General features: G+C 47.3%; 21 protein-coding genes. 13 read left to right on the top strand and 8 right to left on the bottom strand.

Going from position 1 to position 20930, the window contains the following annotated elements:
- Positions 1-4 precede the first annotated feature (4 nt).
- Positions 5-478: a DMT family transporter gene (locus KNO70_RS12250; protein WP_214685023.1), complete on the top strand. Its 474-nt coding sequence runs from the start codon at positions 5-7 to the stop codon at positions 476-478.
- A gap of 91 nt (positions 479-569) precedes the next feature.
- Positions 570-1898 carry a hemolysin family protein gene (locus KNO70_RS12245; RefSeq protein WP_214685025.1) on the top strand — a complete coding sequence of 443 codons (1329 nt, stop codon included), beginning with the start codon at positions 570-572 and terminating at the stop codon, positions 1896-1898.
- 10 nt (positions 1899-1908) lie between these two features.
- Here KNO70_RS12245 and KNO70_RS12240 read toward each other — a convergent pair whose 3' ends face one another.
- Positions 1909-3093, bottom strand: coding sequence for a M20 metallopeptidase family protein (locus KNO70_RS12240; RefSeq protein WP_214812653.1), 1185 nt, complete (start codon positions 3091-3093; stop codon positions 1909-1911).
- Positions 3094-3107: 14 nt separating this feature from the next.
- Positions 3108-3536 (bottom strand): NUDIX hydrolase, encoded by a 429-nt coding sequence (locus KNO70_RS12235; protein WP_214688941.1) that lies wholly within the window; start codon positions 3534-3536, stop codon positions 3108-3110.
- A gap of 138 nt (positions 3537-3674) precedes the next feature.
- Here KNO70_RS12235 and KNO70_RS12230 point away from each other — a divergent pair, with 138 nt between their 5' ends.
- Together KNO70_RS12230 and htpX are read left to right on the top strand one after the other, a co-directional pair.
- Positions 3675-4223: a LemA family protein gene (locus tag KNO70_RS12230; protein ID WP_015880351.1), complete on the top strand. Its 549-nt coding sequence runs from the start codon at positions 3675-3677 to the stop codon at positions 4221-4223.
- Between the two features lie 18 nt (positions 4224-4241).
- Positions 4242-5126, top strand: coding sequence for a zinc metalloprotease HtpX (gene htpX / locus KNO70_RS12225; RefSeq protein WP_214685027.1), 885 nt, complete (start codon positions 4242-4244; stop codon positions 5124-5126).
- Between the two features lie 286 nt (positions 5127-5412).
- Here the strand turns inward: htpX and nagE are convergent, their stop codons facing one another.
- Genes nagE through KNO70_RS12210 form a run of 3 tightly spaced genes read right to left on the bottom strand, consistent with a single transcriptional unit; the run spans position 5413 to position 8257 of the window.
- Positions 5413-6903: an N-acetylglucosamine-specific PTS transporter subunit IIBC gene (gene nagE / locus KNO70_RS12220; RefSeq protein ID WP_214688939.1), complete on the bottom strand. Its 1491-nt coding sequence runs from the start codon at positions 6901-6903 to the stop codon at positions 5413-5415.
- Positions 6900-7748: a PRD domain-containing protein gene (locus KNO70_RS12215; RefSeq protein ID WP_251030119.1), complete on the bottom strand. Its 849-nt coding sequence runs from the start codon at positions 7746-7748 to the stop codon at positions 6900-6902. Before KNO70_RS12215 ends, nagE begins: the two co-directional genes overlap by 4 nt.
- A gap of 20 nt (positions 7749-7768) precedes the next feature.
- On the bottom strand, positions 7769-8257 hold the full coding sequence (locus KNO70_RS12210) for a PTS sugar transporter subunit IIA (protein WP_015880356.1): 489 nt from the start codon (positions 8255-8257) through the stop codon (positions 7769-7771).
- A gap of 458 nt (positions 8258-8715) precedes the next feature.
- Between KNO70_RS12210 and KNO70_RS12205 the strand changes: the two genes are divergently transcribed.
- Positions 8716-10632 carry an endonuclease MutS2 gene (locus tag KNO70_RS12205; protein ID WP_214688937.1) on the top strand — a complete coding sequence of 639 codons (1917 nt, stop codon included), beginning with the start codon at positions 8716-8718 and terminating at the stop codon, positions 10630-10632.
- Positions 10633-10695: 63 nt separating this feature from the next.
- Complete coding sequence (locus KNO70_RS12200) at positions 10696-11403, top strand: hypothetical protein (protein WP_214685029.1); 708 nt, start codon at positions 10696-10698, stop codon at positions 11401-11403.
- A gap of 35 nt (positions 11404-11438) precedes the next feature.
- Here the strand turns inward: KNO70_RS12200 and KNO70_RS12195 are convergent, their stop codons facing one another.
- On the bottom strand, positions 11439-12005 hold the full coding sequence (locus KNO70_RS12195) for a hypothetical protein (protein ID WP_214688935.1): 567 nt from the start codon (positions 12003-12005) through the stop codon (positions 11439-11441).
- A 143-nt stretch (positions 12006-12148) separates the two neighbouring features.
- On the opposite strand from KNO70_RS12195, the gene KNO70_RS12190 reads away from it, so the two are divergent.
- The 3 genes from KNO70_RS12190 to KNO70_RS12180 are packed head-to-tail and all read left to right on the top strand — an operon-like array spanning position 12149 to position 14795.
- Positions 12149-12799, top strand: a complete 651-nt coding sequence (locus tag KNO70_RS12190) for a response regulator transcription factor (RefSeq protein WP_078146057.1) — start codon at positions 12149-12151, stop codon at positions 12797-12799.
- On the top strand, positions 12796-14064 hold the full coding sequence (locus KNO70_RS12185) for a sensor histidine kinase (protein ID WP_214812652.1): 1269 nt from the start codon (positions 12796-12798) through the stop codon (positions 14062-14064). Before KNO70_RS12190 ends, KNO70_RS12185 begins: the two co-directional genes overlap by 4 nt.
- Positions 14055-14795 (top strand): AAA family ATPase, encoded by a 741-nt coding sequence (locus tag KNO70_RS12180; RefSeq protein WP_205728297.1) that lies wholly within the window; start codon positions 14055-14057, stop codon positions 14793-14795. Before KNO70_RS12185 ends, KNO70_RS12180 begins: the two co-directional genes overlap by 10 nt.
- A 112-nt stretch (positions 14796-14907) precedes the next feature.
- Here KNO70_RS12180 and KNO70_RS12175 read toward each other — a convergent pair whose 3' ends face one another.
- Together KNO70_RS12175 and manA are read right to left on the bottom strand one after the other, a co-directional pair.
- On the bottom strand, positions 14908-15345 hold the full coding sequence (locus tag KNO70_RS12175; RefSeq protein WP_214731303.1) for a hypothetical protein: 438 nt from the start codon (positions 15343-15345) through the stop codon (positions 14908-14910).
- A 188-nt stretch (positions 15346-15533) separates the two neighbouring features.
- Entirely contained in the window at positions 15534-17321 is a 1788-nt protein-coding gene (gene manA, locus KNO70_RS12170; protein ID WP_214731304.1) for a mannose-6-phosphate isomerase, class I, read from the bottom strand.
- A 134-nt stretch (positions 17322-17455) separates the two neighbouring features.
- Here manA and KNO70_RS12165 point away from each other — a divergent pair, with 134 nt between their 5' ends.
- Genes KNO70_RS12165 through KNO70_RS12150 form a run of 4 tightly spaced genes read left to right on the top strand, consistent with a single transcriptional unit; the run spans position 17456 to position 20895 of the window.
- The gene (locus KNO70_RS12165) at positions 17456-17752 is read left to right on the top strand and encodes a PTS sugar transporter subunit IIB (RefSeq protein ID WP_015880368.1); all 297 of its coding nucleotides are present in this window, start codon (positions 17456-17458) and stop codon (positions 17750-17752) included.
- Between the two features lie 5 nt (positions 17753-17757).
- Entirely contained in the window at positions 17758-18102 is a 345-nt protein-coding gene (locus KNO70_RS12160; RefSeq protein WP_041917964.1) for a PTS sugar transporter subunit IIA, read from the top strand.
- 23 nt (positions 18103-18125) lie between these two features.
- A complete protein-coding gene (gene celB, locus KNO70_RS12155) occupies positions 18126-19433 on the top strand; it encodes a PTS cellobiose transporter subunit IIC (RefSeq protein WP_214685180.1) in 1308 nt (435 codons plus the stop codon).
- Positions 19434-19470: 37 nt separating this feature from the next.
- Positions 19471-20895 (top strand): glycoside hydrolase family 1 protein, encoded by a 1425-nt coding sequence (locus KNO70_RS12150; protein WP_371815835.1) that lies wholly within the window; start codon positions 19471-19473, stop codon positions 20893-20895.
- The last annotated feature ends 35 nt before the right edge of the window (positions 20896-20930 follow it).

Below are 20930 nucleotides of genomic sequence, written 5' to 3'. Positions count from 1 at the left end.
TTATATGATTTTTGGTATCATCTGTTCGGCTGTGGCTGGGGCGTTTATTAGCGTACAGGCGGCGGTCAACGCGAAAATGAATACAAATTTAGGGGCTTGGGCCACCACCGTATTGGTCTTTATCGTTGGTTTGGTCGGATCCATCATCCCGTTAGTATTATTTGGAGGAAATCTTGCTGGATTACGTGACTTGTCGCCAATCTATTGGCTCGGTGGTTTATTTGGTGTCGGTGTCGTGTACTGTGTCATGCGCAGCATCCAGTTACTCGGACCCACATTGTCTGTGTCACTCATTCTCGTGTCACAACTCATTTGGGCGTTAGTCGTCGATTTATATGGCGCCTTCGGGATGCCTCAAATCACGTTATCGGCCGGACAAATTGTAGGGCTCACCATCCTTCTTGTCGGGGTCATTCTCTTTAAACAGTCTCAGACGGCGGCTATCGCCAAACAAGCTGTCAACGAAGCCACTTCTTGAGGAGTGGCTATTTTTCTGAGCAAAACGGGTACAGGTTGGTAACGATTTTTTGATAAAATGAAGCAGTATGCTTTAAAAATTAGCTGAGGTGATGAAAAAAGTGGATTCTTCCATAGTGATTGATTTGTTGATTGTTTTGTTTTTGATTGTGTTGAACGGGATTTTTGCGATGACAGAAATTGCGCTCATCTCATCGAAACCTGCAAAACTTGAGGTTGAAGCAAATCGAGGAAAACGAAGTGCCAAGATTGCGCTTCATTATTCGAAAGACCCGACAGATTTGTTGTCGACCGTTCAAGTCGGAATCACATTGATTGGGATTATTAACGGGGCATACGGGGGCGCACGCTTCTCGGCACCGCTCGCATCGGCATTTGAACAAGCCGGAATGAGTACGCAGTATGCCGGAACCGTTGCTTATGTGGCCGTCGTTACGATTATTACGTATCTGTCGCTCATCATTGGTGAATTGGTCCCGAAACGGATTGCGCTCGTCTCGCCTGAAAAAGTAACGATGGCAATCATTCCGTCGCTCGATTTATTCAGTAAAGTGATGAAACCGTTCATTTGGATTTTATCGAAATCGACACTCTTTTTGTTCAAATTGTTAGGGTTGAAGGCGGAACAGACGAGTGGGGAGACTGAGCTCGAGATCAAACAACTCTTGTTTGAAGGCGCCCAGCAAGGACAGTTCGCTCATGAAGAAGTTCGACAAGTCGAACGGGTCTTTGCGTTTCATGATCAATTGATTTATGAGCTCATGCAACCACGGACGACGCTCGAATGGGTCGACTTAGAAGATGACATGGACGATATTAAGAAATCGATTTATGAAAGTAAACATAACAAGTTACCAGTCGGGCGCGACTCGCTTGACGACTTTGTCGGGTACATCGATGTACGTGACATCTTGACGTTGCCGACACTGCGTGAGCGGTCACAGATTTTGAAGCGCATCAAACAGCCTCTCATCGTTCCAAAACAACGAGAGGCGAGCCAAGTGCTTCAAATGATGCAGAAAAATGGTGTGGAAATCGCCTTTGTTTTAGATGAATACGGCGGATTCCTTGGTATGGTCACCTTGTTCGATATTTTGGAAGAAATCGTCGGAGAGGTGATGATTGAAGAGGATACACCAGAAGTGGTTCGTCGTGAGGACGGATCGTATTTGGCGGATGGGTTACTCGGAATCGAGGATTTGAAGCGAACGTTCGAGATTCGGGATGACCGATTCGACGAAGGGCGCAACTCCTATCATACGCTCGCAGGACTCGTCATTTACGCACTTGGTGATTTTCCGAAACGGGGCGATGTGGTCGAAGCGTACGGTCTTCGCTTTGAAGTCGTGGATATGGACGGAAAGCGTGTCGACCAAGTACTTGTATCGGAATTACCATCAACGGAAATCGAAGAAGAGTGATGCCGCGGCATCACTCTTCTTTTTTTTGTGTGTTCCACGTCTCGAACGCCGCCTGCATGAGGATACGGGCGGTATGGAGCATCGCCCGTTCATCGACATCGAACCGAGGATGATGGTGTGGGAAGACGGCGCCAACTTCTGGATTACCGTCGCCCGTGAAGAAGAAACTGCCCGGGACGTGTTGTAGATAGTAGGCAAAATCTTCACCGACCATGAGCGGTGACATCTCGATGACGCCATCCGTACCGACGACGCGGGCCGCGCTGCGCCGGACGTGTTCAGTCTCTGCCGCGTGATTGATGACAGCCGGATAGCCACGAATGTACTCGAGATCATAATGTGCCTCGCTCGCCGAACAGATGTGGTCGATGGTCCGCTCCATCTCGGCGATGATGCGTGTTTGCGTTTCTTGGGTGAACGTCCGTACCGTCCCGGACAGTTTCGCCTCGTCGGCGATGACGTTGAACGCTTGGCCGGCCATAAACGTCCCGACTGTCAAGACAGCCGGTTCGAGCGGATCGATGCGACGACTGACGACTTGCTGCAATTGGCTGACGACGTTTGCGCCGACTATGACGGCATCCACCGTATGTTGCGGGATGGCCCCATGACCACCTTTTCCTTTGATTGTCAGTTCGAAACGGTCTGCTGCCGCCATGATTGATCCAGTCTTCACACCGATTGTGCCGTATGGGAGTGGCGTCCAAATGTGAGAACCGTAAATGTAGTCCACCCCGTCGAGGCAGCCGTCTTCAATCATCGGTTTGGCCCCTCCCGGCGCTAGCTCTTCGGCGAACTGGTGGATGAGGACGACATCGCCCGGGAGACTGATTTCAGTCAGCACTTTCGCCAAAACGAGCAACGTCGCCGTATGGGCATCGTGACCACAGGCGTGCATCGAGCCGTTCACTTTCGAACGGTACGGGACGTCTTTTAAGTCTTGAATCGGCAACGCATCGAAGTCGGCCCGAAATGCGATGGTCGGCCCATCACCGCCATGAATTCGTCCGACTACACCGTTTCCGCCGACGTGTTCGCGCACCTCGAGCCCGAGTTCACGTAAATAGTCCGCAATCGTCCGTGGGGTCTCTCGCTCTTCGAAGGAGAGTTCAGGATGTTGGTGGAAGTGGCGTCTGAGCGTCACCATTTCTTCGTATAATTCCGTCAATCTTAAATCGAGGTCAGTCACAAGCATAGCAAACACTCCTGTCAGTGGATTGGTTTTGGTTGAAGCAAGGACCATATGTCATGTGAATCCAAATCATCGAGAATCGGTTGAGGTAACAGCTGTCGGGCTTCATTAGCCGTCACCCATCTTGCATCACTATGCTCTTCGGACAATGTGACGATTGTTGCGATGGGGTGAGCCAAGTACGTCATAAGGACGACTTGGCGGTTTGGATCGGTTAAAAATGTCGTAGCGTACAGTAGGTGTTGAATCGTGACACGTAGGTCGGTTTCTTCAAACACTTCTCGTTCTAAGGCCCGTTCGAGCGTTTCGCCGAAATCGAGCTTACCACCGACGAGCTCCCATGTTCCAGGGTGGACCTCGTCATCTGTTGCTCGTTTGATGACGAGCATCTGGTCGTTTTGCACAATCACCGCTTTCACGGCGACAACGATGGTTGGAATAGACATCGAAACACTCCTTTTGTATGAAATCATGAGACAACTTACTGTAAATATGAATCATTGACTATATTTTTCTAAGTTACGCTTATGTTATACGACGAGAGGGAATTAATACAGGAGAAAATGAAGAAATGAGGTGCCAACATGGGGTGGATTATTGCGATTGTAGCGGTTGTCGTGCTCGTACTCATCTATTTTTCGATGTACAACGGGCTCGTCAAGTATCGAAATTGGGTCGATGAGGCGTGGGCTCAAATCGATGTGCAGTTGAAGCGGCGGTATGATCTGATTCCGAACTTGGTCGAGACGGTGAAAGGCTACGCGAAACACGAGCAAGAAACGCTTGCGAAGGTCGTCGAACTGAGAAACCAGCTCGGAGAAAAGTCGAATCGTCAGGACCAGATGGCAGTGAACGATCAATTGAGTGGAGCACTGAAAAATCTCTTCGCGCTTCGTGAGGCGTACCCGGACTTGAAAGCGAACGAGAACTTCAAGATGTTGCAGGAAGAATTGACACAGACGGAAAATAAGGTCGCGTATTCGCGTCAACTCTATAACAATACGGTCATGAAATATAACACGAAAATCGAATCGGTCCCGACGAACATCATCGCCTCCGTCCATCATTTTGAAAAGCGCGATATGCTCGAGGCACGTGCCGAAGAGCGCGAGAACGTTCGCGTCTCATTTTGATGAATCGAGGTGGCGCGTATGCTCCTCTATGAACAGATTCGAAAGAATAAAGTGAAGACGGTCTTCATCGTCACAGGGTTTGTCCTATTCGTTCTTCTCGTCGGAGCGGCCATTTCCTACGTCAACTATGGAGACGCGATTCCGGGGTTAATCTTCACACCGATTTTCTCGTTGTTTTATGTGGGAATCGTCGTCATGTCGAGTACGAACATCGTCATGAAGATGAATCGGGCACAAGAGGTGACATCGGTGGAAGAGCACCGCTTTCTATGGCATACGGTCGAAAACATGGCGATGGTCGCGCGAGTGCCAATGCCGCGCATCTTTATCATCAACGACCCATCGCCAAACGCCTTTGCGACGGGATTGAAGCCAGAAAAGGCGGCTGTCGCCGTCACGACGGGACTGTTGGATCGATTATCGCGAGAAGAAGTAGAAGGGGTGATCGCGCATGAGGTCGCGCATATTAAGAATTATGATGTGCGGCTCTCGACGGTCACGCTCGCACTTGTTTCGGTGATTGCCATCATGAGCGATATCGGGTCGCGCATGCTGTTCTTTAGAAGTATCGGTGGAAGACGCGATCAAAACCAGAATCCCATCCTTTTGATCATCGGACTCGTCTTGCTGGTGTTGGCACCGCTCATCGCGATGCTCATCAATATGGCGATTTCACGGAATCGTGAGTTTTTGGCAGATGCGAGTGGAGCGGAACTGACCCGTAACCCGGATGCGCTCGCCTCGGCGCTTGAAAAGATTGCAAACGTCGAGACGCCGGTCGAGCAAGCTTCGAGTGCCTCCGCACCGCTTTACTTCTCTGATCCACTTAAGAAGAAAGTGAGCGGTCTATTCTCGACACACCCTGATCCAGTCGAACGCATTTCCCGACTTCGTCAAATGTAAGAAGAGCCTGTCCGGTTGTGACAGGCTCTTTATGTTACACTGAACTGGGAAAAAAAGGGGGGTGGATGAGTTGAATAAAAAGATATACATAGGTTTAGGCGGCGCTTTATTAGTCGCATTATTTTTATTTGGGCTAGGGCCATATATTGTACATACAGTACTTAAGGTTTTCATGTGGCTCACACAGTACATCTTACCGTGGATCTTCCTCTACTATTTCATTCAATTTTATAAACAATATGCAGCCAAACAAGAAAAGCCACCTGAATGAGGTGGCTTTCGACGTTTATCCGGCGCGGTGGCTACGGATTTTTTCAATCTCATCGAGGACGAACTGAACGTTTGTGCCGACGATGACTTGAATATGGTTTGGACTGACGACTTTGATTCCCGGAATACCGGCTTTTTTGATTTGATCTTGGTTGACCGTATCCATGTCTTTGACATCGACGCGTAGGCGTGTGATGCAAGACTCGATTCCTGTGACGTTGCTGTCACCGCCGAGACCATCATAAATCATGTTCGCCATGGCTGAGAATTCGTTACCTGAAGCTGATGCGACCGGTGCGACTTTCGTTTCGCCATCTGTCGTTTCACTTGCAACCGCATCGACGACTTCATCTGGTTCACGACCTGGCGTTGCCAAGTTGAGCTTCACAATCATGAAGCGGAAGATGACGTAGTAAATGACTGCGAACACGAGACCTTGAACGATGAGCATATACGGTTGGTTCGCAAGCGGCAAGCGTGAGCTCAAGATAAAGTCGACCAAGCCTGCGCTGAATCCAAAGCCGGCTGTCCATTGGAACGTTGCCGCAACGAAGAGCGAAATTCCTGTAAGGACTGCGTGTACAAGGTAAAGAACAGGAGCGAGGAACATGAATGAGAACTCGAGCGGTTCTGTTACCCCTGTGAAGAATGAAGCGAATGCCGCTGCGAGAAGAAGTGAAGCGGCTTGTTTCTTCCGTTTCGTTTTCGCTGTGTGATACATCGCGAGTGCTGCGGCCGGAAGACCGAACATCATGATTGGGAAGTAACCTGCTTGGTACATCCCTGTCACACCTTTTTCACCTTGACCTGACCAGAAGTTTCCGATGTCGTTGATTCCTGCGACGTCGAACCAGAATACAGAGTTGAGGGCGTGGTGAAGGCCGGTTGGAATCAAGAGGCGGTTAAAGAATCCGTAAAGTCCGGCACCGAATGCGCCAAGTTTTGAAATCGATTCACCGAAACCGACGAGACCTGTATAGACGACCGGCCAGATGAAGTAAAGAGCGACCGATACAAGAATCATCGAGAAGGCTGTCATGATTGGTACGAGACGCTTCCCACTAAAGAAGGCGAGAGCATCTGGCAATTTGACTTGACTGAAGCGGTTATACATGGAAGCGGCGACGAGACCGGATAGAATCCCGACAAAAGCATTCCCAATCTTACCGAATGCCGGGTTGACGGCTTCTACGTCGATTCCTTGGAACAATGCTACCGTTCCTGCGGAGAGAAGCGTTGTGACCGTCAAGAAGGCAACGAGTCCACTTAGTGCTGCTGAACCGTCACGGTTCTTAGCCATTCCGAGCGCGACCCCGACTGCGAACAGAATTGGGATGTTATCAATAATAGCGGCCCCTGCCTTAATTAAGAATGCAGCGGCAATGTTTTCAGATCCCCAGCCGACTGGGTCAATCCAATAACCAATCCCCATGAGAATGGCAGCAGCCGGTAGTACGGCGACCGGTAACATGAGGGAACGTCCGAGACGTTGGAAAAAGTTCATCATTGTTGATTTCCTCCTTTTTGATGGTGTTGATCTTGTAGACGTTGGATGTGAAGCGTAATATAACCAAGTTCTGACTCGGGCAAGACGATGCCATAGGTCTCTTCCATTTCTTTTGCGACATCTGATGCACACGCATAGGCAGACGTGAACTTCGTCTGAATCATGCGGAGCATGTCTTCATCAATCGTATGATGATCGTAATGGTTGACCCGATCCATGACGAACCGTAAATGAGTTAATAATCGTTGGTAGGATAAGTCATCTTCTTCAATGGATACATCGAGTCGTCGTGAAATCGATTGAATCATGTCGCGGACAATTGTTGTCTGTTTGACCGTCTTGCGTAAATCACCTCCTTTCACTTTCATCGTATGAATATGAAGCGCGATGAACGCAGCTTCGTCTTTCGGCATTTGGACGTTGAGCTTTTCAGAGATATGCTCAATCGCCCATAGTCCAATCTCATATTCATTCCGATAGAGGATTTTAATCTCGTTCAACAGTTTGTTGCGTAATGAGATGCCATCCATTTCCCGCTCGATGGCGAACGAGATGTGGTCGGTCAAGACGATGTGAATATGTTCGTTGAACGATGTCTCGAGACGTTTTTCCGCATACGAGATAATATCCTCGGAAACGGTGAAGTGTTCGACAGGAATCCGGCTCAACAGCTGTTGGAACTTGTCATTCTCTGGCATGATGAACAACTTTTCGATTTTATGTGGATTGACGATGTCGTTCTTCGCTTTTTTAAACGCGACGCCAGGGCCAATTGCAATCTTTTCTTCACCCTTATCTGAGACGATGACCGCATTGTTGTTTAGAATCTTTTTGATTTTAATCATGTGTCCTCCTTATTCCGGAGTCACGCTTCCACTCGGGCGACAATCGTCTTGCCCGGAACAGCTTCTTTCGTGAACGTGAAGGCATAATGATGGGCGAGTGCACCACCATTCGTCACGACCATTGGAGTGACCGTGTCCTTACCCGCCTGATGAATTTGCGCCAAGTCTGCTGTGAGTAACAGCTGTCCCGTCTTGACGTGGTCGCCCACATCTACTTGAAGATCAAACGGTCGACCTTCGAGTTCAACGGTATCGAGTCCGACGTGTATCAAAATCTCAGCCCCATCCTCGGTCCGAATGCCGATGGCGTGCTTTGTTGGAGCGATTTGTACAATCTCTCCATCAGCCGGTGAGACGACGGCACCGTCTGTTGGTGTGATGGCAATGCCATCGCCCATCATTTTTTCACTAAAGACCGGGTCCGCAACTTGTTCGAGTGGAATGACGTCTCCTTCCATTGGTGAGTGCAGTGTCGGTTTGTGTCGATTCATTAACTTATTCCATAGCATGTCTACTACATCCTTTCTTGAAACAAAACGACGAAAAACAAAACAGGCATGGAGTATAGACGGGTGGCATGCACCGTACGTCTTACCCCATGCCTGATCGAATCAGTCACATGTGATCACTATTCGTTTCTTCACGTTCAACATAACATGTGTTGGTTTGAGACACAAGTCTTTTTTTGAAAGCGTTCTCTAAAATTTTACAAGGGAACGAATCTATTGTATAGTAAGTACGAATCTAAGTAAGAAAGGTGTTGCATGTTGATGAGTGAGGTTGTATCTGCCTAACGAACTGAAAAATGTCGGATGACACGTCTTTTTGTCATGCCGTCATGTTCCGTTACAGATACCGCCCATCAAAAACTGCCAGACACCCGTCTGTCTTTTTGCGTTGGTCGTCATCGACCGACGCTTTTTTGTTTGCGCGGTATCTCGATTCTACGATTTGAGGAGAGAGACACATGAACGAACAAACATTTGAAAAATTACAATACAACGAATTGATGACGAAAGTAGAGCGCTTCTGCATCAGCGGATTCGGAAGACGACTTCTTCGACAGCAACGCCCAACGAGCCACATTACGACGGTGAAGAAGCGCCTGCAAGAAACATCCGAAGCCCGCGCGATTCTAGATGCGACGTCACACGTCCCGTTCATCGGTGTGTCTGACATGGAGACCATTATCGGAAAACTGCAACGAGGCATCCAACTCGAGGCAACAGAGCTTGAAGCGGTCGCCGAGTTTTTACGAGGGGCACGCAAACTCAAGCGATTCATGCTCGAGCATGAATTCTTTGCACCGCTTCTTTCGGCTTATGCTGCCGGTATGGGCGAATGGCGAACGTTAGAAGAAGACATCACACAAGCGATTCGAGCCGGACAGGTCGTCGATGAAGCATCGAAAGAGTTGAAGCGGATTCGTAAGCAAGTCGACATTTTAGAAGGACGAATCGAGGAACGATTGACCAAGTTCTTAAAGAGCGCCGCTAATCGCGAGATGATCCAAGACGGATTTGTCACGAAAAAACAGGACCGCTTCACCATTCCAATCAAAGCTTCTTATAAGCATAAAGTGGCAGGGACGATTGTAGATACCTCGAATCGAGGGACGACGGTCTTTATCGAACCGGAAGCAATTGCGAAGTTAAACGCTGAACTTGTCGTCAAACGTACAGAAGAAGCGGTAGAGGTGTATCAAGTGCTAGCGACGTTGACGGGAGCGGTGACAGAAGTCCTTCCTGACATCGAATCGACGCTCGATGTCATCGCCCAGTACGATATGGTCTTCGCAAAAGGGAAGTACAGTCAGTCGATTGATGGCGTGATACCACACGTCAATGCGACCGGTCACATCCGATTGAAACAAGTACGTCATCCGCTCTTAGAAAGCGCTGTGCCACTTGATTTTGCCATCGGTACAGACTATCGCGGCTTGATCATCACCGGACCGAACGCCGGCGGGAAGACGGTCGTCTTGAAAACGATTGGACTCCTTAGTCTGATGACGATGACGGGACTGCATATCCCGGCTCACACGGATACAGTCATTTCGACATTTGATGAGGTGTTCGTCGATATCGGAGATAATCAAGACTTGGAATCGGCACTCAGTACGTTCTCTGCACACATGTACAACGTAGCGAGTATCATGCAGACCGCTGGAAAACGGTCGCTCTTGTTATTCGATGAAATCGGAAGCGGGACGGAACCGAACGAAGGAGCCGCTCTTGCGATTGCCATCTTAGAAGCGGCATATAAACGGGGCGCAATCGTTGTGGCATCGACACATTATGGTGAAATCAAATCCTATTCTGAAGCCCACCCAGATTTCATGAACGCTGCGATGCAGTTTGATCCGGAAACGCTCGAACCAAAATACAGACTGCTCATGGGACAGTCTGGCGACAGCAACGCCCTCTTTATCGCCCGTAAGATGAAGTTACCGGAATCGATTCTGAAACAGGCATCCCGTTACATGAACGAGAAAACATATGATACTACGAAAGTCGATGATTCTAAAATTGTGCGAGAAGTGGAAATGGTACCACCTGAAGAGGAAGAGCACTTTGAAACAGGTGACCGTGTCCGCTTGTTAGAGACGAATCAAGTCGGTCTTGTCTATTCGTTTGATGCATCGCGTCGACATGTCCGCGTGTTCGTAGATTTGGAATATGTAGAGTTGCCGAGCCGCCGCGTTCGTCTTGAGGCACGCGCGACAGAGCTCTATCCGGCTGACTATGATTTAGATACGTTGTTCACGACGTATCAGGAGCGTAAGGAAGCCCACGACTTTGCAAGAGGATCGAAAAAAGCGTTACGACGAGTGGAGAAAGAGATCCGGGAAAGGAAGAAACAAGAGCACTCTAAACGTAAATGAATGTAGCATACGGTGAAAGGGTAAGAGCACATAAAGAGAAATCTTAATGTGGGAGGGGCTTATGTGTTCGAGTTAAGTTTTTGGTTTGCACTCGGTTTTGCCGTGATTCACTTTTTTTCAGGAAAACTCATTCACGTGCGTGAAGTGCCGAGAAGCCGTTTTTTATCAGTGGCTGGAGGGATTGCCGTTGCTTATGTATTTCTTCATCTGTTGCCAGAGTTAAATGAATATCAACGCGAACTTGAAGGAGAGATTAGAAATAACGTCTTTGCTTCCCTCGAGAACCATATCTTAATCATCAGTATGTTAGGACTGGCTGTCTTTTATGGACTCGAACGATTTGCAACGGCCAATAAGCGTAAACAAAAACCGTATGTGTTTTGGATTCACATTGGTTCATTCACGTTATATACGTTTAGCATCGGATATGTGCTCGCAGAAAGTGAATTTCAGTCCAATGGCACGATGTTTCTTTATTTTTTAGCGCTTGGTATACACTTTGTCACGGTCGATCAAGGATTGCGTCAGCACCATCAGCAACTTTATGATCGACAAGGGCGCATCTTCTTAGCGCTTGCTGTACTCATAGGGTGGGCAGTTGGTACCTTTGCGGAAGTGAATGATCTCGGTTTATCGATTGTTGTCGCCTTTTTAGCAGGTGGCGTCATCTTGAACGTCATGAAAGAAGAATTGCCTGCTGAGCGAGAGAGTAGTTTTGGTGCATTTTTGATTGGTTTATTAAGTTATGCGCTGTTATTGCTCGTCATATGAAAAGGGCAACCACCGCGAGTGGCTGCCCTTTTGACTTATAAGCTATTGCTTTGATTTTCTACGTTGCTGTCGCTCTCTGTTGAAGCATCGTCATCTGAAGAAGTTGAGTCGTCATGGTGTGGACCGTGACCATGGCGACCACCTTCACGTCCACCGCGCATACCACGAATATCTTCCAAGTCATCGTAACTTGTCACATCGGCAAACCGTTCTTCGTGGTCCGCAAGGATTTGATCGGCGTCTTCTTGCGTCAAGTTTCCTTCTTCCACAGCGGTTGCGAGTTTTTCTTCATGCGACGTCATGATCGCGTCGATGAACGCTTCAATTGAAATCCCTTTTTCTTCTGCGAGTTCAGGGAGAGATTGCCCGTTTTCGCGAGCCACATCCACTTCTTCTTGCGTTAAACCGAGCGCTTCGATGAGAGCGGCATGCCCTGCTTCTCGGTCACCGAACATACCAGGCCCTCGTTCACCACGTTCGCATTGTGTGGATTCCGTCGTTGTCGATTCATCAGTCGTCGTGTCATTCGTCGCGGCATATACGCCTGTGCCTGAGACGGCCAATAGACCGGCTAAAGCGATTGCTAGTTTTGTTGATTTCATGTGTATCTCCTCCTTTGTTACTTCAAGTGTAGGACTGAACGCTTCGGAAGTTGTGAGGGAGTTGCAAGATTTCTGCAAATTGTCTTTGGGAAACGGTGGGACGTTTGATGGGTACGATATAATGGATGTGGAGGCGATATGAGATGAACGTACTCGTTGTGGAAGATGAACTAAAACTGGCGGACGGCATGTCCCGCTTTTTAACATATTCCGGATTTGAGGTGACCGTGGCGATGACTTTGAGTGAGGCGAAACAACAGTTGCATCAACGGTTTGATGCAGTTTTATTGGATGTTCGACTCCCTGACGGAGAAGGTTGGACCTTGATTCCGACATTAAAAGCGCAACAGCCCGCACCTGCTATTATCCTGACGACGGCTCGTGGTGAGGCGGATGATCGTGTGTTCGGATTGGAACTTGGCGCAGACGATTATCTAGTCAAACCCATCGTTTTAAAAGAGTTGGAGATTCGACTGAAACGTCTCGTCAAACAAACCGATATGATTCAATTTGGAACGCTCACCATCGACGTCAAATCGAGAATGGTACAAGAGAACGGACATCCGCTTCGATTAACGAACAAAGAGTATGAGTTGTTACTGTATCTTTGGAAACATGTCGGGGAGGCGTTAGACCGGAACCGCTTGCTCGATGAGGTGTGGGACTACGCATTCGTCGGAGACACACGAACGGTCGACACCCACATTAAACAACTGCGGGACAAATCGCCGACCTTAAAAGAACAGTTGAAGACGGTGCACCGGGTCGGTTATCGATTAGAGGAACTGTCATGAATCGATTAATGAAGAAGTTACTTTGGACGGCCATTCTACCACTTGCCGTGATGGCACTTTTAACATTCGGACTCACGTCATTATTGATTGGACGCTTCGCAGAAGAGGAGACGTACGCACAATTGGAGCGTGAGGCGGCGATTGTGTATGAAGCCATTCAAGAGGGCCGTGGAATCCCAGGGCAACTTGACGTGCTTGTATTTCAAAATGGGCAGCGTATCGAGTTCGAACGAGGCGGACGGATGCATCGCATGATGCCAATCAACCTCGATCCGAATGATTTAGAGATTCAGGACGAAGTGGGTGTAAATGGTACCCGCTTCTTGACGTATCTGAAAGAAGAAGGGGACATTCAAATCGTGACGTATAGTCCCGTTCCGTTTTCAAATCCACAATTCCAGCAAATCTACCTCATCTTAGCGGGTGGGTTTATTCTGGCCCTACTTGTCGCAATCGCTGTCACGTATTGGATGAGTCGTCGGCTCACGCAACCGCTCGTCGAGTTGAAACAAGCGACCGCATCCATTATGGAGGGGCGACACGATATTAGCTTACCGAGCGTGACGAACGATGAGATTGGAGATTTGACCGTCACCATCGGACAGATGAACACATCACTTCAAGAAAAAGAGGCGCTTCAAAAATCATTTATTTCTGGGGTCACACACGATGTGCGTACACCGCTCGCTATCGTTCGAAACGAGGCGGAACTATTAGAGCTCGGTGTCGTCCATGAAACAGAGATGGCCACAACCGGTAAAAGCATTACCGAGGAAGTGGACCGGATTGACCGACTCGTCAATCAGATGCTCGAATACTCTAAATTGTCCGCAGGTTCGATTCCCCTTGAAATGGAATCGATTCAACTGGATGAATTGGTTCGTCGGTTGACGCCACGCATGTCTGAGTGGTTCCGACAAAAAGACGTGACACTCGACCTCCGACTCGAAACGGTATCAATCCAAGCTGATCGATTGGCGATGGAACGAGTGCTCTCGAATTTCATAAGCAATGCGTATGAGGCGAGCCCTGTCGGGGGAAGAATCACTATCACTCTAACCCCGAAGCGATTAGAAGTGACCGATGAAGGAAACGGGGTTGATCCTTCCATTCAGCATGCGATATGGGATATGTATGTGAAAGGGGATCGCTCTAACGGACATGGTTTAGGTCTCGCTATCACGAAGTTACTTCTTGACGCACAAGGACTTTCTTATGGCGTCGATTCAGATAAGGGGGCGACATTTTGGATCGGATGGACATGACTTTATTTTTACGAGGGGTGCGGTTAGAGAAAGACCGCATCCAATCAACGGGTTATCCGTACTCGTTACCAATCTTTCAGACACTCGATGAACTGACGTTTCATCATCCGGTCACGTTTCTCGTTGGAGAAAACGGGAGTGGAAAGTCGACGTTGATTGAGGGGATGGCGGTCGCGGCTGGATTCAACCCAGAAGGCGGAGCACCTTCCTTCCAATTCGAAACGGAGTCAACGCATAGTTCTTTGTATGAAGCGCTACGCCCGATTCGAGGACCGTATCGTCCGAAAGATGGTTTTTTCTTACGTGCTGAAACGGCATACCAGCTATCGAGTTATGTGGATGAGATGGCAAAGTCAGGACGTGATCCTGAACGGTTTTATGAATCATATGGCGGACGTTCCCTTCATGAACAGTCACACGGTGAAGCGTTTCTATCCCTCATGCTACATCGATTTCGTGGAGACGGTCTCTACATTTTGGATGAGCCAGAGGCCGCATTGTCGCCGATGCGCCAACTGACGATGCTCGCACGCATGCATGAACTTGTCCAGTCGGGGAGTCAATTTATCATCGCGAGTCATTCACCTATCTTGATGTCGTATCCAGGTGCGATGATTTTACAAGTGGAGACGGGACTTACTCCGACGGCTTTTGATGACCTCGAGCATGTACGGGTGATGCGTGATTATTTACAGGCACCGGAACGGATGCAGCGAATTTTGTTTGACTAAAAAAGCGGCCTCGGCCGCTTTTTTCATGCTTTCGTAATCTTTCTTAATAAGATGATCGCGAGGCTAACGCCCCCGGCAATCAACATATACAAGACAATCTCCATCCAAGTGTTCATTCGTCGTCTCCATCCGCAAAGATTGCGAGCTCCCCTTGTGGCATCGCGACCAACAGATAGGCATCTCCGCCGAGCGGTCGTGCGTCTCCCGCTTGCCAACACTCGAAGTGTTCTTGATATCCATTGATGAAGAGAAGAGATCCGGATTCAAATTCCAGATCGAGATGGGGGTGTTCGTCACCGAGGCGTACGTGATGGATGCGCTCTCGTCTTAAGCGCATGAGTTGTTCGAGTTGTTCTCCTTCGTCGAACGTACTTTGCGTCGCATGGACATGCCATGGTCCCTCGATGGAAATCCAAGATTCCAGTCCCTGGCGACTGAAATAGAGGAGATGATGGTTCGGACCAGAACCGAAATCGATTCCGACAAAAGAAGAGGCGGTAAAGAGGTGATGCAAAATAGATGTCGCTTGTTCGTGCTCTGTGGTAGACACACCGTCACCTCACTTTAAAGAGTTGTTATCATTATCATTTCACGTTACCACGCTAAAGTAAACGAATCTAACTCAATCTAGAAAAGAAACTGTAGATGATTCGCAAAGTATAATGTTGATTTATTTCACATTTCTGTATACGAAAAAAACGGACATTCACGATGAGTGTCCGTTTTTTTCAAACCTCATTATGCTTCGACAAAGGCAGCGCCGATCACACCCGCATCTCCTGACAATTGAGTGAGGCAGAGACGCGTTTTTCCACTAGCATGTGGATACATTTTATTCGAGACTGCTTGTTGTAATTCGTTCCAAAATAATGAGGCCGACATCATGACGCCGCCTCCTAATACAATCACATCAGGATCGACAGTATGAATGATGTTAGCTAGTCCGCTAGCCAGTTCCTCGACGAAGTGATGGCGGTACTCGTCATCTGATAATAGCGAAGGGACATTTGTATATCCTTTTTCGCTTGCGCGACTCATGAGCGCGGTACCACTTGCGAGTGATTCGAGAGAGCCTCGATTCAGTACAGGGTGAACTGGTCCGTTCGAACGGATAATCATATTTCCGATTTCACCGGCACTGCCGTTCGCCCCTCGAATGATTTGATGTTTATAGACATAACCGCCACCGATTCCAGTGCTCACTGTTACATAAAAAACAGCATCGAATCCTTTTCCTGCTCCAAATTTAGCTTCTGCGAGAGCTGCTGCATTCGCATCGTTTTCAAGGGTGACAGAAAAGCCGAGGCGCTGTGTTAAAGGCTCAACGATTTTTTGATTGTGCCAATTCGGGAGGTTTGGAGGCGTTAAAAATATCCCTTGTTTCAAATCGAGTGGACCGGGAGCCACAATTCCAACATGCCGGATATCGAATTCAACATTGAATTGATGAATCGCAGTCTCAATAGATTGTAGTGTCTCTTCGAAAGGAAGTTGAGGCTGCGTGTTAAACGTGAGTTGTTTCAGTACTTCACCTTTGAGTGAAACAGCCGCAATCCGAGTGTTCGTCCCTCCTAAGTCAATCCCGATTCGGACAGCTTGTTTTTCATCGGAAGGAACACCAGTCACTAGACAAATCGCTTCTCCCTCAATCAAGAACGACTCATTGGCCGGGAGAAGGAGTGTACCTCCCGTAGGTACTTCCATCTCATCAACGATTAATGTTCCTTGCACGACAGATAGTAACCGGAACGTGTCGGTCGAAATCTTTTCTTTCGCTGTAACATGCCATTTTTCCACGAAGAAGAATGGATTCTTCGTCAAACGTGTTCGAAAGTGATCGAGTTGACGGATTGGTTCACTATAGCCAAGGTGAGGAACGAAAGAAGCGAGAATGCCCTTTTCTACGTGAAGTTCACGTGGACGACCGGTCGTCACATCCAGTCGCTCGTAATCGTATAGACGATAGGTTGTGTCCGAACTTTGTTGAATTTCCAGTACGCATACCCCTTTTGTCAATGCATGGACCGTTCCAGCTGGGACATAGAAAAAATCACCGGCATGAATCGATTTTCGTATCAAGCCGTGTTCCAAATCGCCTGTTTCAAGCGCTTTGTTGAAGTCTTCTGAGGTGGCATAGGAGTGACCGTAAATGAGTGTCGCATTTGCTGGAGCATCGAGAATATACCAACATTCATTTTTTCCATATGATTCGTTTTCGAGTTGTTCCGCTAACGAATCATCAGGATGAACTTGAATAGACAAATCATCGTTCGCATCAATCCATTTAATCAGTAGTGGAAACACGTCCGCTTTAATTTGAAACAACTCTGGATATTGTTGATAGAGTTCACGCAAAGAAAGACCAACGTAGGGTCCGGAAGCAACGGCTGAACTACCTTTTTCTAATGCAGAAGCCGTCCAAGCTTCACCGATCGAAGGGTCATTGAAATCGAAACCAAATTGCTTCAGACGCTCCCCTCCCCAAAGTCGCTGTTGATAGTGTGGTTTTAAAAGAATAGCGCTCATATCCTGTCCTCCTATTAATTTGATATACACTTATGAATTTAAAAACTAAACAAAGTTTAAATCAAGTATAGACATGAAATAAATCATGTGTATAATAAAACATGTAACCGATTTCAAACAAGGAGTGAGGACACATGAAGAAAATCTTATTAGCGTGTAGTTCAGGGATGTCGACGAGTTTACTCGTAACGAAGATGAAAGATCATGCCACATCAATCGGGGATGAGGCGAAGATTTGGGCAGTCGGTCAAGATCAGGTCGTAACCGAGATGGACGAGGCAGATGTGATTTTGATTGGTCCACAAATGCGTTTCTTGTTGGATAAATTGAAAGCGCAAACATCAACACCGATTGAAGTGATCGATATGATGGCATACGGCACGGCGAATGGAAAAGCTGCATACGAACAAGCGATGAAATTAATGGGGTGAACAACGTGGAACAGGTAGACGAGTTAACCTTGGAGCAAATGGCATTCATGATGATTTTGCACAGTGGCAATGCGAGAAGTACGATTCAGGAAGCGATTCAACTGTATAAAACGAGTTCTTATGAAACGTTCGAAGAAAAGATTGATGAGGCACGTGGACAATTAAAAGAAGCACATCAAACACACTTTTCACAAATCCAAAGAGAAGCGAATGGAGAAAAAACAGACGTCTCTTTATTGCTTCTTCATGCAGAGGACCATTTAATGTCTACGCAAACAATGCTTGATTTGACAGCGGGTTTGGTCGAAATGGTCGAACAAAAGATTGTAAATCCTAATCAAGAAGGGTGAATCATATGTCACAGGACAATAAGATGTTCAACATGATCAGTAAACTGCTCATGCCGATGGCGACCTATTTAAACAACAGTCGCTATTTACAAGTATTGCGAGATGCATTCATGCTCGCTTTCCCGATTACCATGTTTGGGTCAATCATCGTCGTCATTGCAAACCTGCCGTTCCTCGACCGTTTCATGTCCGAGAGTACACTCAGTGTATTTAAAACATCACTCGGAAACGCACCATCTGCAACGATGGGGATTATGTCTATCTTTGTCGTCTTCGGTATCGGGTATTATCTATCGAAAAGTTATCAAGTCGAGGCTGTCTTCGGAGGAGCGATCTCGCTCGTGTCTTTCCTTCTCTTAACGCCTTTCTTGATTGAAGTGGATGGTATGTCAGAGGCAGTCGGGAATGTCCTTCCGTTGGATCGCCTTGGAGCGAAAGGGATGTTCCTTGCGATGATTACCGGATTCCTGTCCGGTGAGATTTATCGATTTGTCGTTCAAAAGAACTGGACGATTAAGATGCCGGATGGAGTACCGCCAGCTGTTGCGAAATCATTCTCAGCACTTGTTCCTGCATTATTAACCTTGACTGTATTTTTAACATTCAACATCATCGTGACGAACTTATTCAATACGAATCTTCATGACGTCATTTTCAACGTCGTTCAGCAACCGCTTGTGACATTAGGGAATGGTCTCATTCCAACGTTGATCGCAATCTTCTTCGTTCAGCTATTTTGGTTCTTCGGACTCCACGGTCAGGTCATCGTCAACTCGGTGATGGACCCGATTTGGAACACATTATCTGTGGAAAACTTGACGACTTATACCTCGACTGGAGATGTTCCGAACATTATAAGTAAACAGTTCATCGAAATTTACACGGTAGGGCTTGGTGGTTCCGGATCTACACTTGCTGTCGTCGTGGCCATCTTGTTGTTCTTGAAATCGAAACAGTTGAAACAAATCGGGAAACTATCCCTCGGACCTGGACTATTCAACGTAAACGAGCCGGTCATCTTCGGACTTCCGATTGTTATGAACCCGCTCATCATGATTCCTTGGATTGTCGCACCGCTCGTGACGGTAACGGTCACATACTTCGCGATGTCGACAGGCTTAGTCCCACCACCAACGGGTGTCGCTGTTCCATGGACTGTTCCAATGTTCTTGAGTGGTATCATGGCGACGAACTCGCTTGCCGGAGGTCTTCTTCAAATCGTGAACTTCTTCATTATTTTGGCGATTTGGTTCCCGTTCTTGAAATTTATCGACCGCATGAACTTGAAAAAAGAGTTAGAAGAATCAACAGATAAACAAGAAGCAGTGTAAACAAACAGAGAAAATAGAAATAAGGGAGAGATAAAAGATGACGAACCCGACACAAACACGAATGAAAGAGCAAAAGACCTATCAATTTCCGACAGATTTTTGGTGGGGAACGGCTTCCTCTGCTACACAGATGGAAGGTGCTGCTTTTGAAGGTGGAAAAGGATTGAATATCTGGGATTACTGGTACATGCAAGAGCCGAATCGCTTTTTCAATGGCGTGAGCGCAACAGAGGCCTCAAACTTCTATCATTTGTATGAAGAAGATATCGCATTGATGAAAGAACTCGGGCATAACACGTTCCGTTTCTCCATTTCATGGTCACGTCTTTTTCCACAAGGTGTCGGGGAAGTAAATGAAGAGGCAATCACATTTTACAACAATGTCATCAATTGCTTAATCGATCATGGTATCGAACCGTTCATCAATCTGTATCACTTCGATATGCCGATGGCGCTTCAAGAACAAGGTGGTTGGGAATCACGGGAAGTCGTGGAGGCATATGTCACCTTTGCGAAGACATGCTTTGAGTTGTTTGGTGACCGCGTCGAGAAGTGGTTCACGCATAATGAACCGATTGTACCGGTAGAGGGTGGATATTTATATGATTTTCATTATCCAAACGTTGTTGATTTCAAGCGAGCTGTCCAAGTAGCGTACCACTCGATCTTATCGAGTGCGAAGGCAATCGAAGCGTATCGTGACATGGGACAATCTGGGCAAATCGGGATCATCTTAAATCTGACACCCTCATATCCGAGAAGTCAGCACCCAGCTGATTTGAGCGCAGCGCGCATTGCTGATGCGATGTTCAATCGCTCGTTCCTCGATCCATCTGTTTTAGGCACGTTCCCTCAAGAACTAGTAGAAGTGCTGAAGTCTGAAGATGCGATGCCACAGATGGAAACAGGCGATCTTGAACTCATTCGAGAACATACAGTCGACCTGCTTGGCATCAACTATTACCAGCCGCGTCGCGTGAAAGCAAAAGCATCACTGCCGAATCCGGACGCACCATTCTTACCGGAAAACTTATTTGATTTTTATGAGATGCCTGGACGTAAAATGAATCCATATCGTGGATGGGAAATTTACGAAAAAGGAATCTATGATATATTAATCAATCTAAAAGAAAACTATGGTAATATTCCATGCTTCATTTCAGAGAATGGAATGGGTGTCGAGGGTGAAGAGCGTTATCGTGACGAGAACGGAAGTGTCCAAGACGATTATCGAATTGATTTCATTCGCGAACATCTGAAATGGATGCATCAAGCGATTGAAGAGGATTCGAACGTAAAAGGCTATCATCTTTGGACGTTCATGGACAATTGGTCATGGAGCAATGCTTATAAAAATCGCTATGGATTTGTAGGTATTGACTTAGATACGCAACAGCGTACTGTAAAAAAATCAGGGCACTGGTTTAAACAGTTGATTGACGCTAATGGTTTTACAGAATAATGAAGTAAGCTGACAAAGACTACTCTTTGTCAGCT

Source organism: Exiguobacterium sp. s181, from assembly GCF_018617125.1.
Lineage (GTDB): Bacteria > Bacillota > Bacilli > Exiguobacteriales > Exiguobacteriaceae > Exiguobacterium > Exiguobacterium profundum.
This window is presented reverse-complemented; position numbering and strand designations above follow the sequence as displayed.

Bases quoted from the DNA above. Each gene is read 5' to 3' on its own strand.
- KNO70_RS12250 (WP_214685023.1), top strand. From the start codon at position 5: ATGATTTTTGGTATCATCTGTTCGGCTGTGGCTGGGGCGTTTATTAGC.
- KNO70_RS12245 (WP_214685025.1), top strand. From the start codon at position 570: ATGAAAAAAGTGGATTCTTCCATAGTGATTGATTTGTTGATTGTTTTG.
- KNO70_RS12240 (WP_214812653.1), bottom strand. From the start codon at position 3,093: ATGCTTGTGACTGACCTCGATTTAAGATTGACGGAATTATACGAAGAA.
- KNO70_RS12235 (WP_214688941.1), bottom strand. From the start codon at position 3,536: ATGTCTATTCCAACCATCGTTGTCGCCGTGAAAGCGGTGATTGTGCAA.
- KNO70_RS12230 (WP_015880351.1), top strand. From the start codon at position 3,675: ATGGGGTGGATTATTGCGATTGTAGCGGTTGTCGTGCTCGTACTCATC.
- htpX (WP_214685027.1), top strand. From the start codon at position 4,242: ATGCTCCTCTATGAACAGATTCGAAAGAATAAAGTGAAGACGGTCTTC.
- nagE (WP_214688939.1), bottom strand. From the start codon at position 6,903: ATGATGAACTTTTTCCAACGTCTCGGACGTTCCCTCATGTTACCGGTC.
- KNO70_RS12215 (WP_251030119.1), bottom strand. From the start codon at position 7,748: ATGATTAAAATCAAAAAGATTCTAAACAACAATGCGGTCATCGTCTCA.
- KNO70_RS12210 (WP_015880356.1), bottom strand. From the start codon at position 8,257: ATGCTATGGAATAAGTTAATGAATCGACACAAACCGACACTGCACTCA.
- KNO70_RS12205 (WP_214688937.1), top strand. From the start codon at position 8,716: ATGAACGAACAAACATTTGAAAAATTACAATACAACGAATTGATGACG.
- KNO70_RS12195 (WP_214688935.1), bottom strand. From the start codon at position 12,005: ATGAAATCAACAAAACTAGCAATCGCTTTAGCCGGTCTATTGGCCGTC.
- KNO70_RS12190 (WP_078146057.1), top strand. From the start codon at position 12,149: ATGAACGTACTCGTTGTGGAAGATGAACTAAAACTGGCGGACGGCATG.
- KNO70_RS12185 (WP_214812652.1), top strand. From the start codon at position 12,796: ATGAATCGATTAATGAAGAAGTTACTTTGGACGGCCATTCTACCACTT.
- KNO70_RS12180 (WP_205728297.1), top strand. From the start codon at position 14,055: ATGGACATGACTTTATTTTTACGAGGGGTGCGGTTAGAGAAAGACCGC.
- manA (WP_214731304.1), bottom strand. From the start codon at position 17,321: ATGAGCGCTATTCTTTTAAAACCACACTATCAACAGCGACTTTGGGGA.
- KNO70_RS12165 (WP_015880368.1), top strand. From the start codon at position 17,456: ATGAAGAAAATCTTATTAGCGTGTAGTTCAGGGATGTCGACGAGTTTA.
- celB (WP_214685180.1), top strand. From the start codon at position 18,126: ATGTTCAACATGATCAGTAAACTGCTCATGCCGATGGCGACCTATTTA.
- KNO70_RS12150 (WP_371815835.1), top strand. From the start codon at position 19,471: ATGACGAACCCGACACAAACACGAATGAAAGAGCAAAAGACCTATCAA.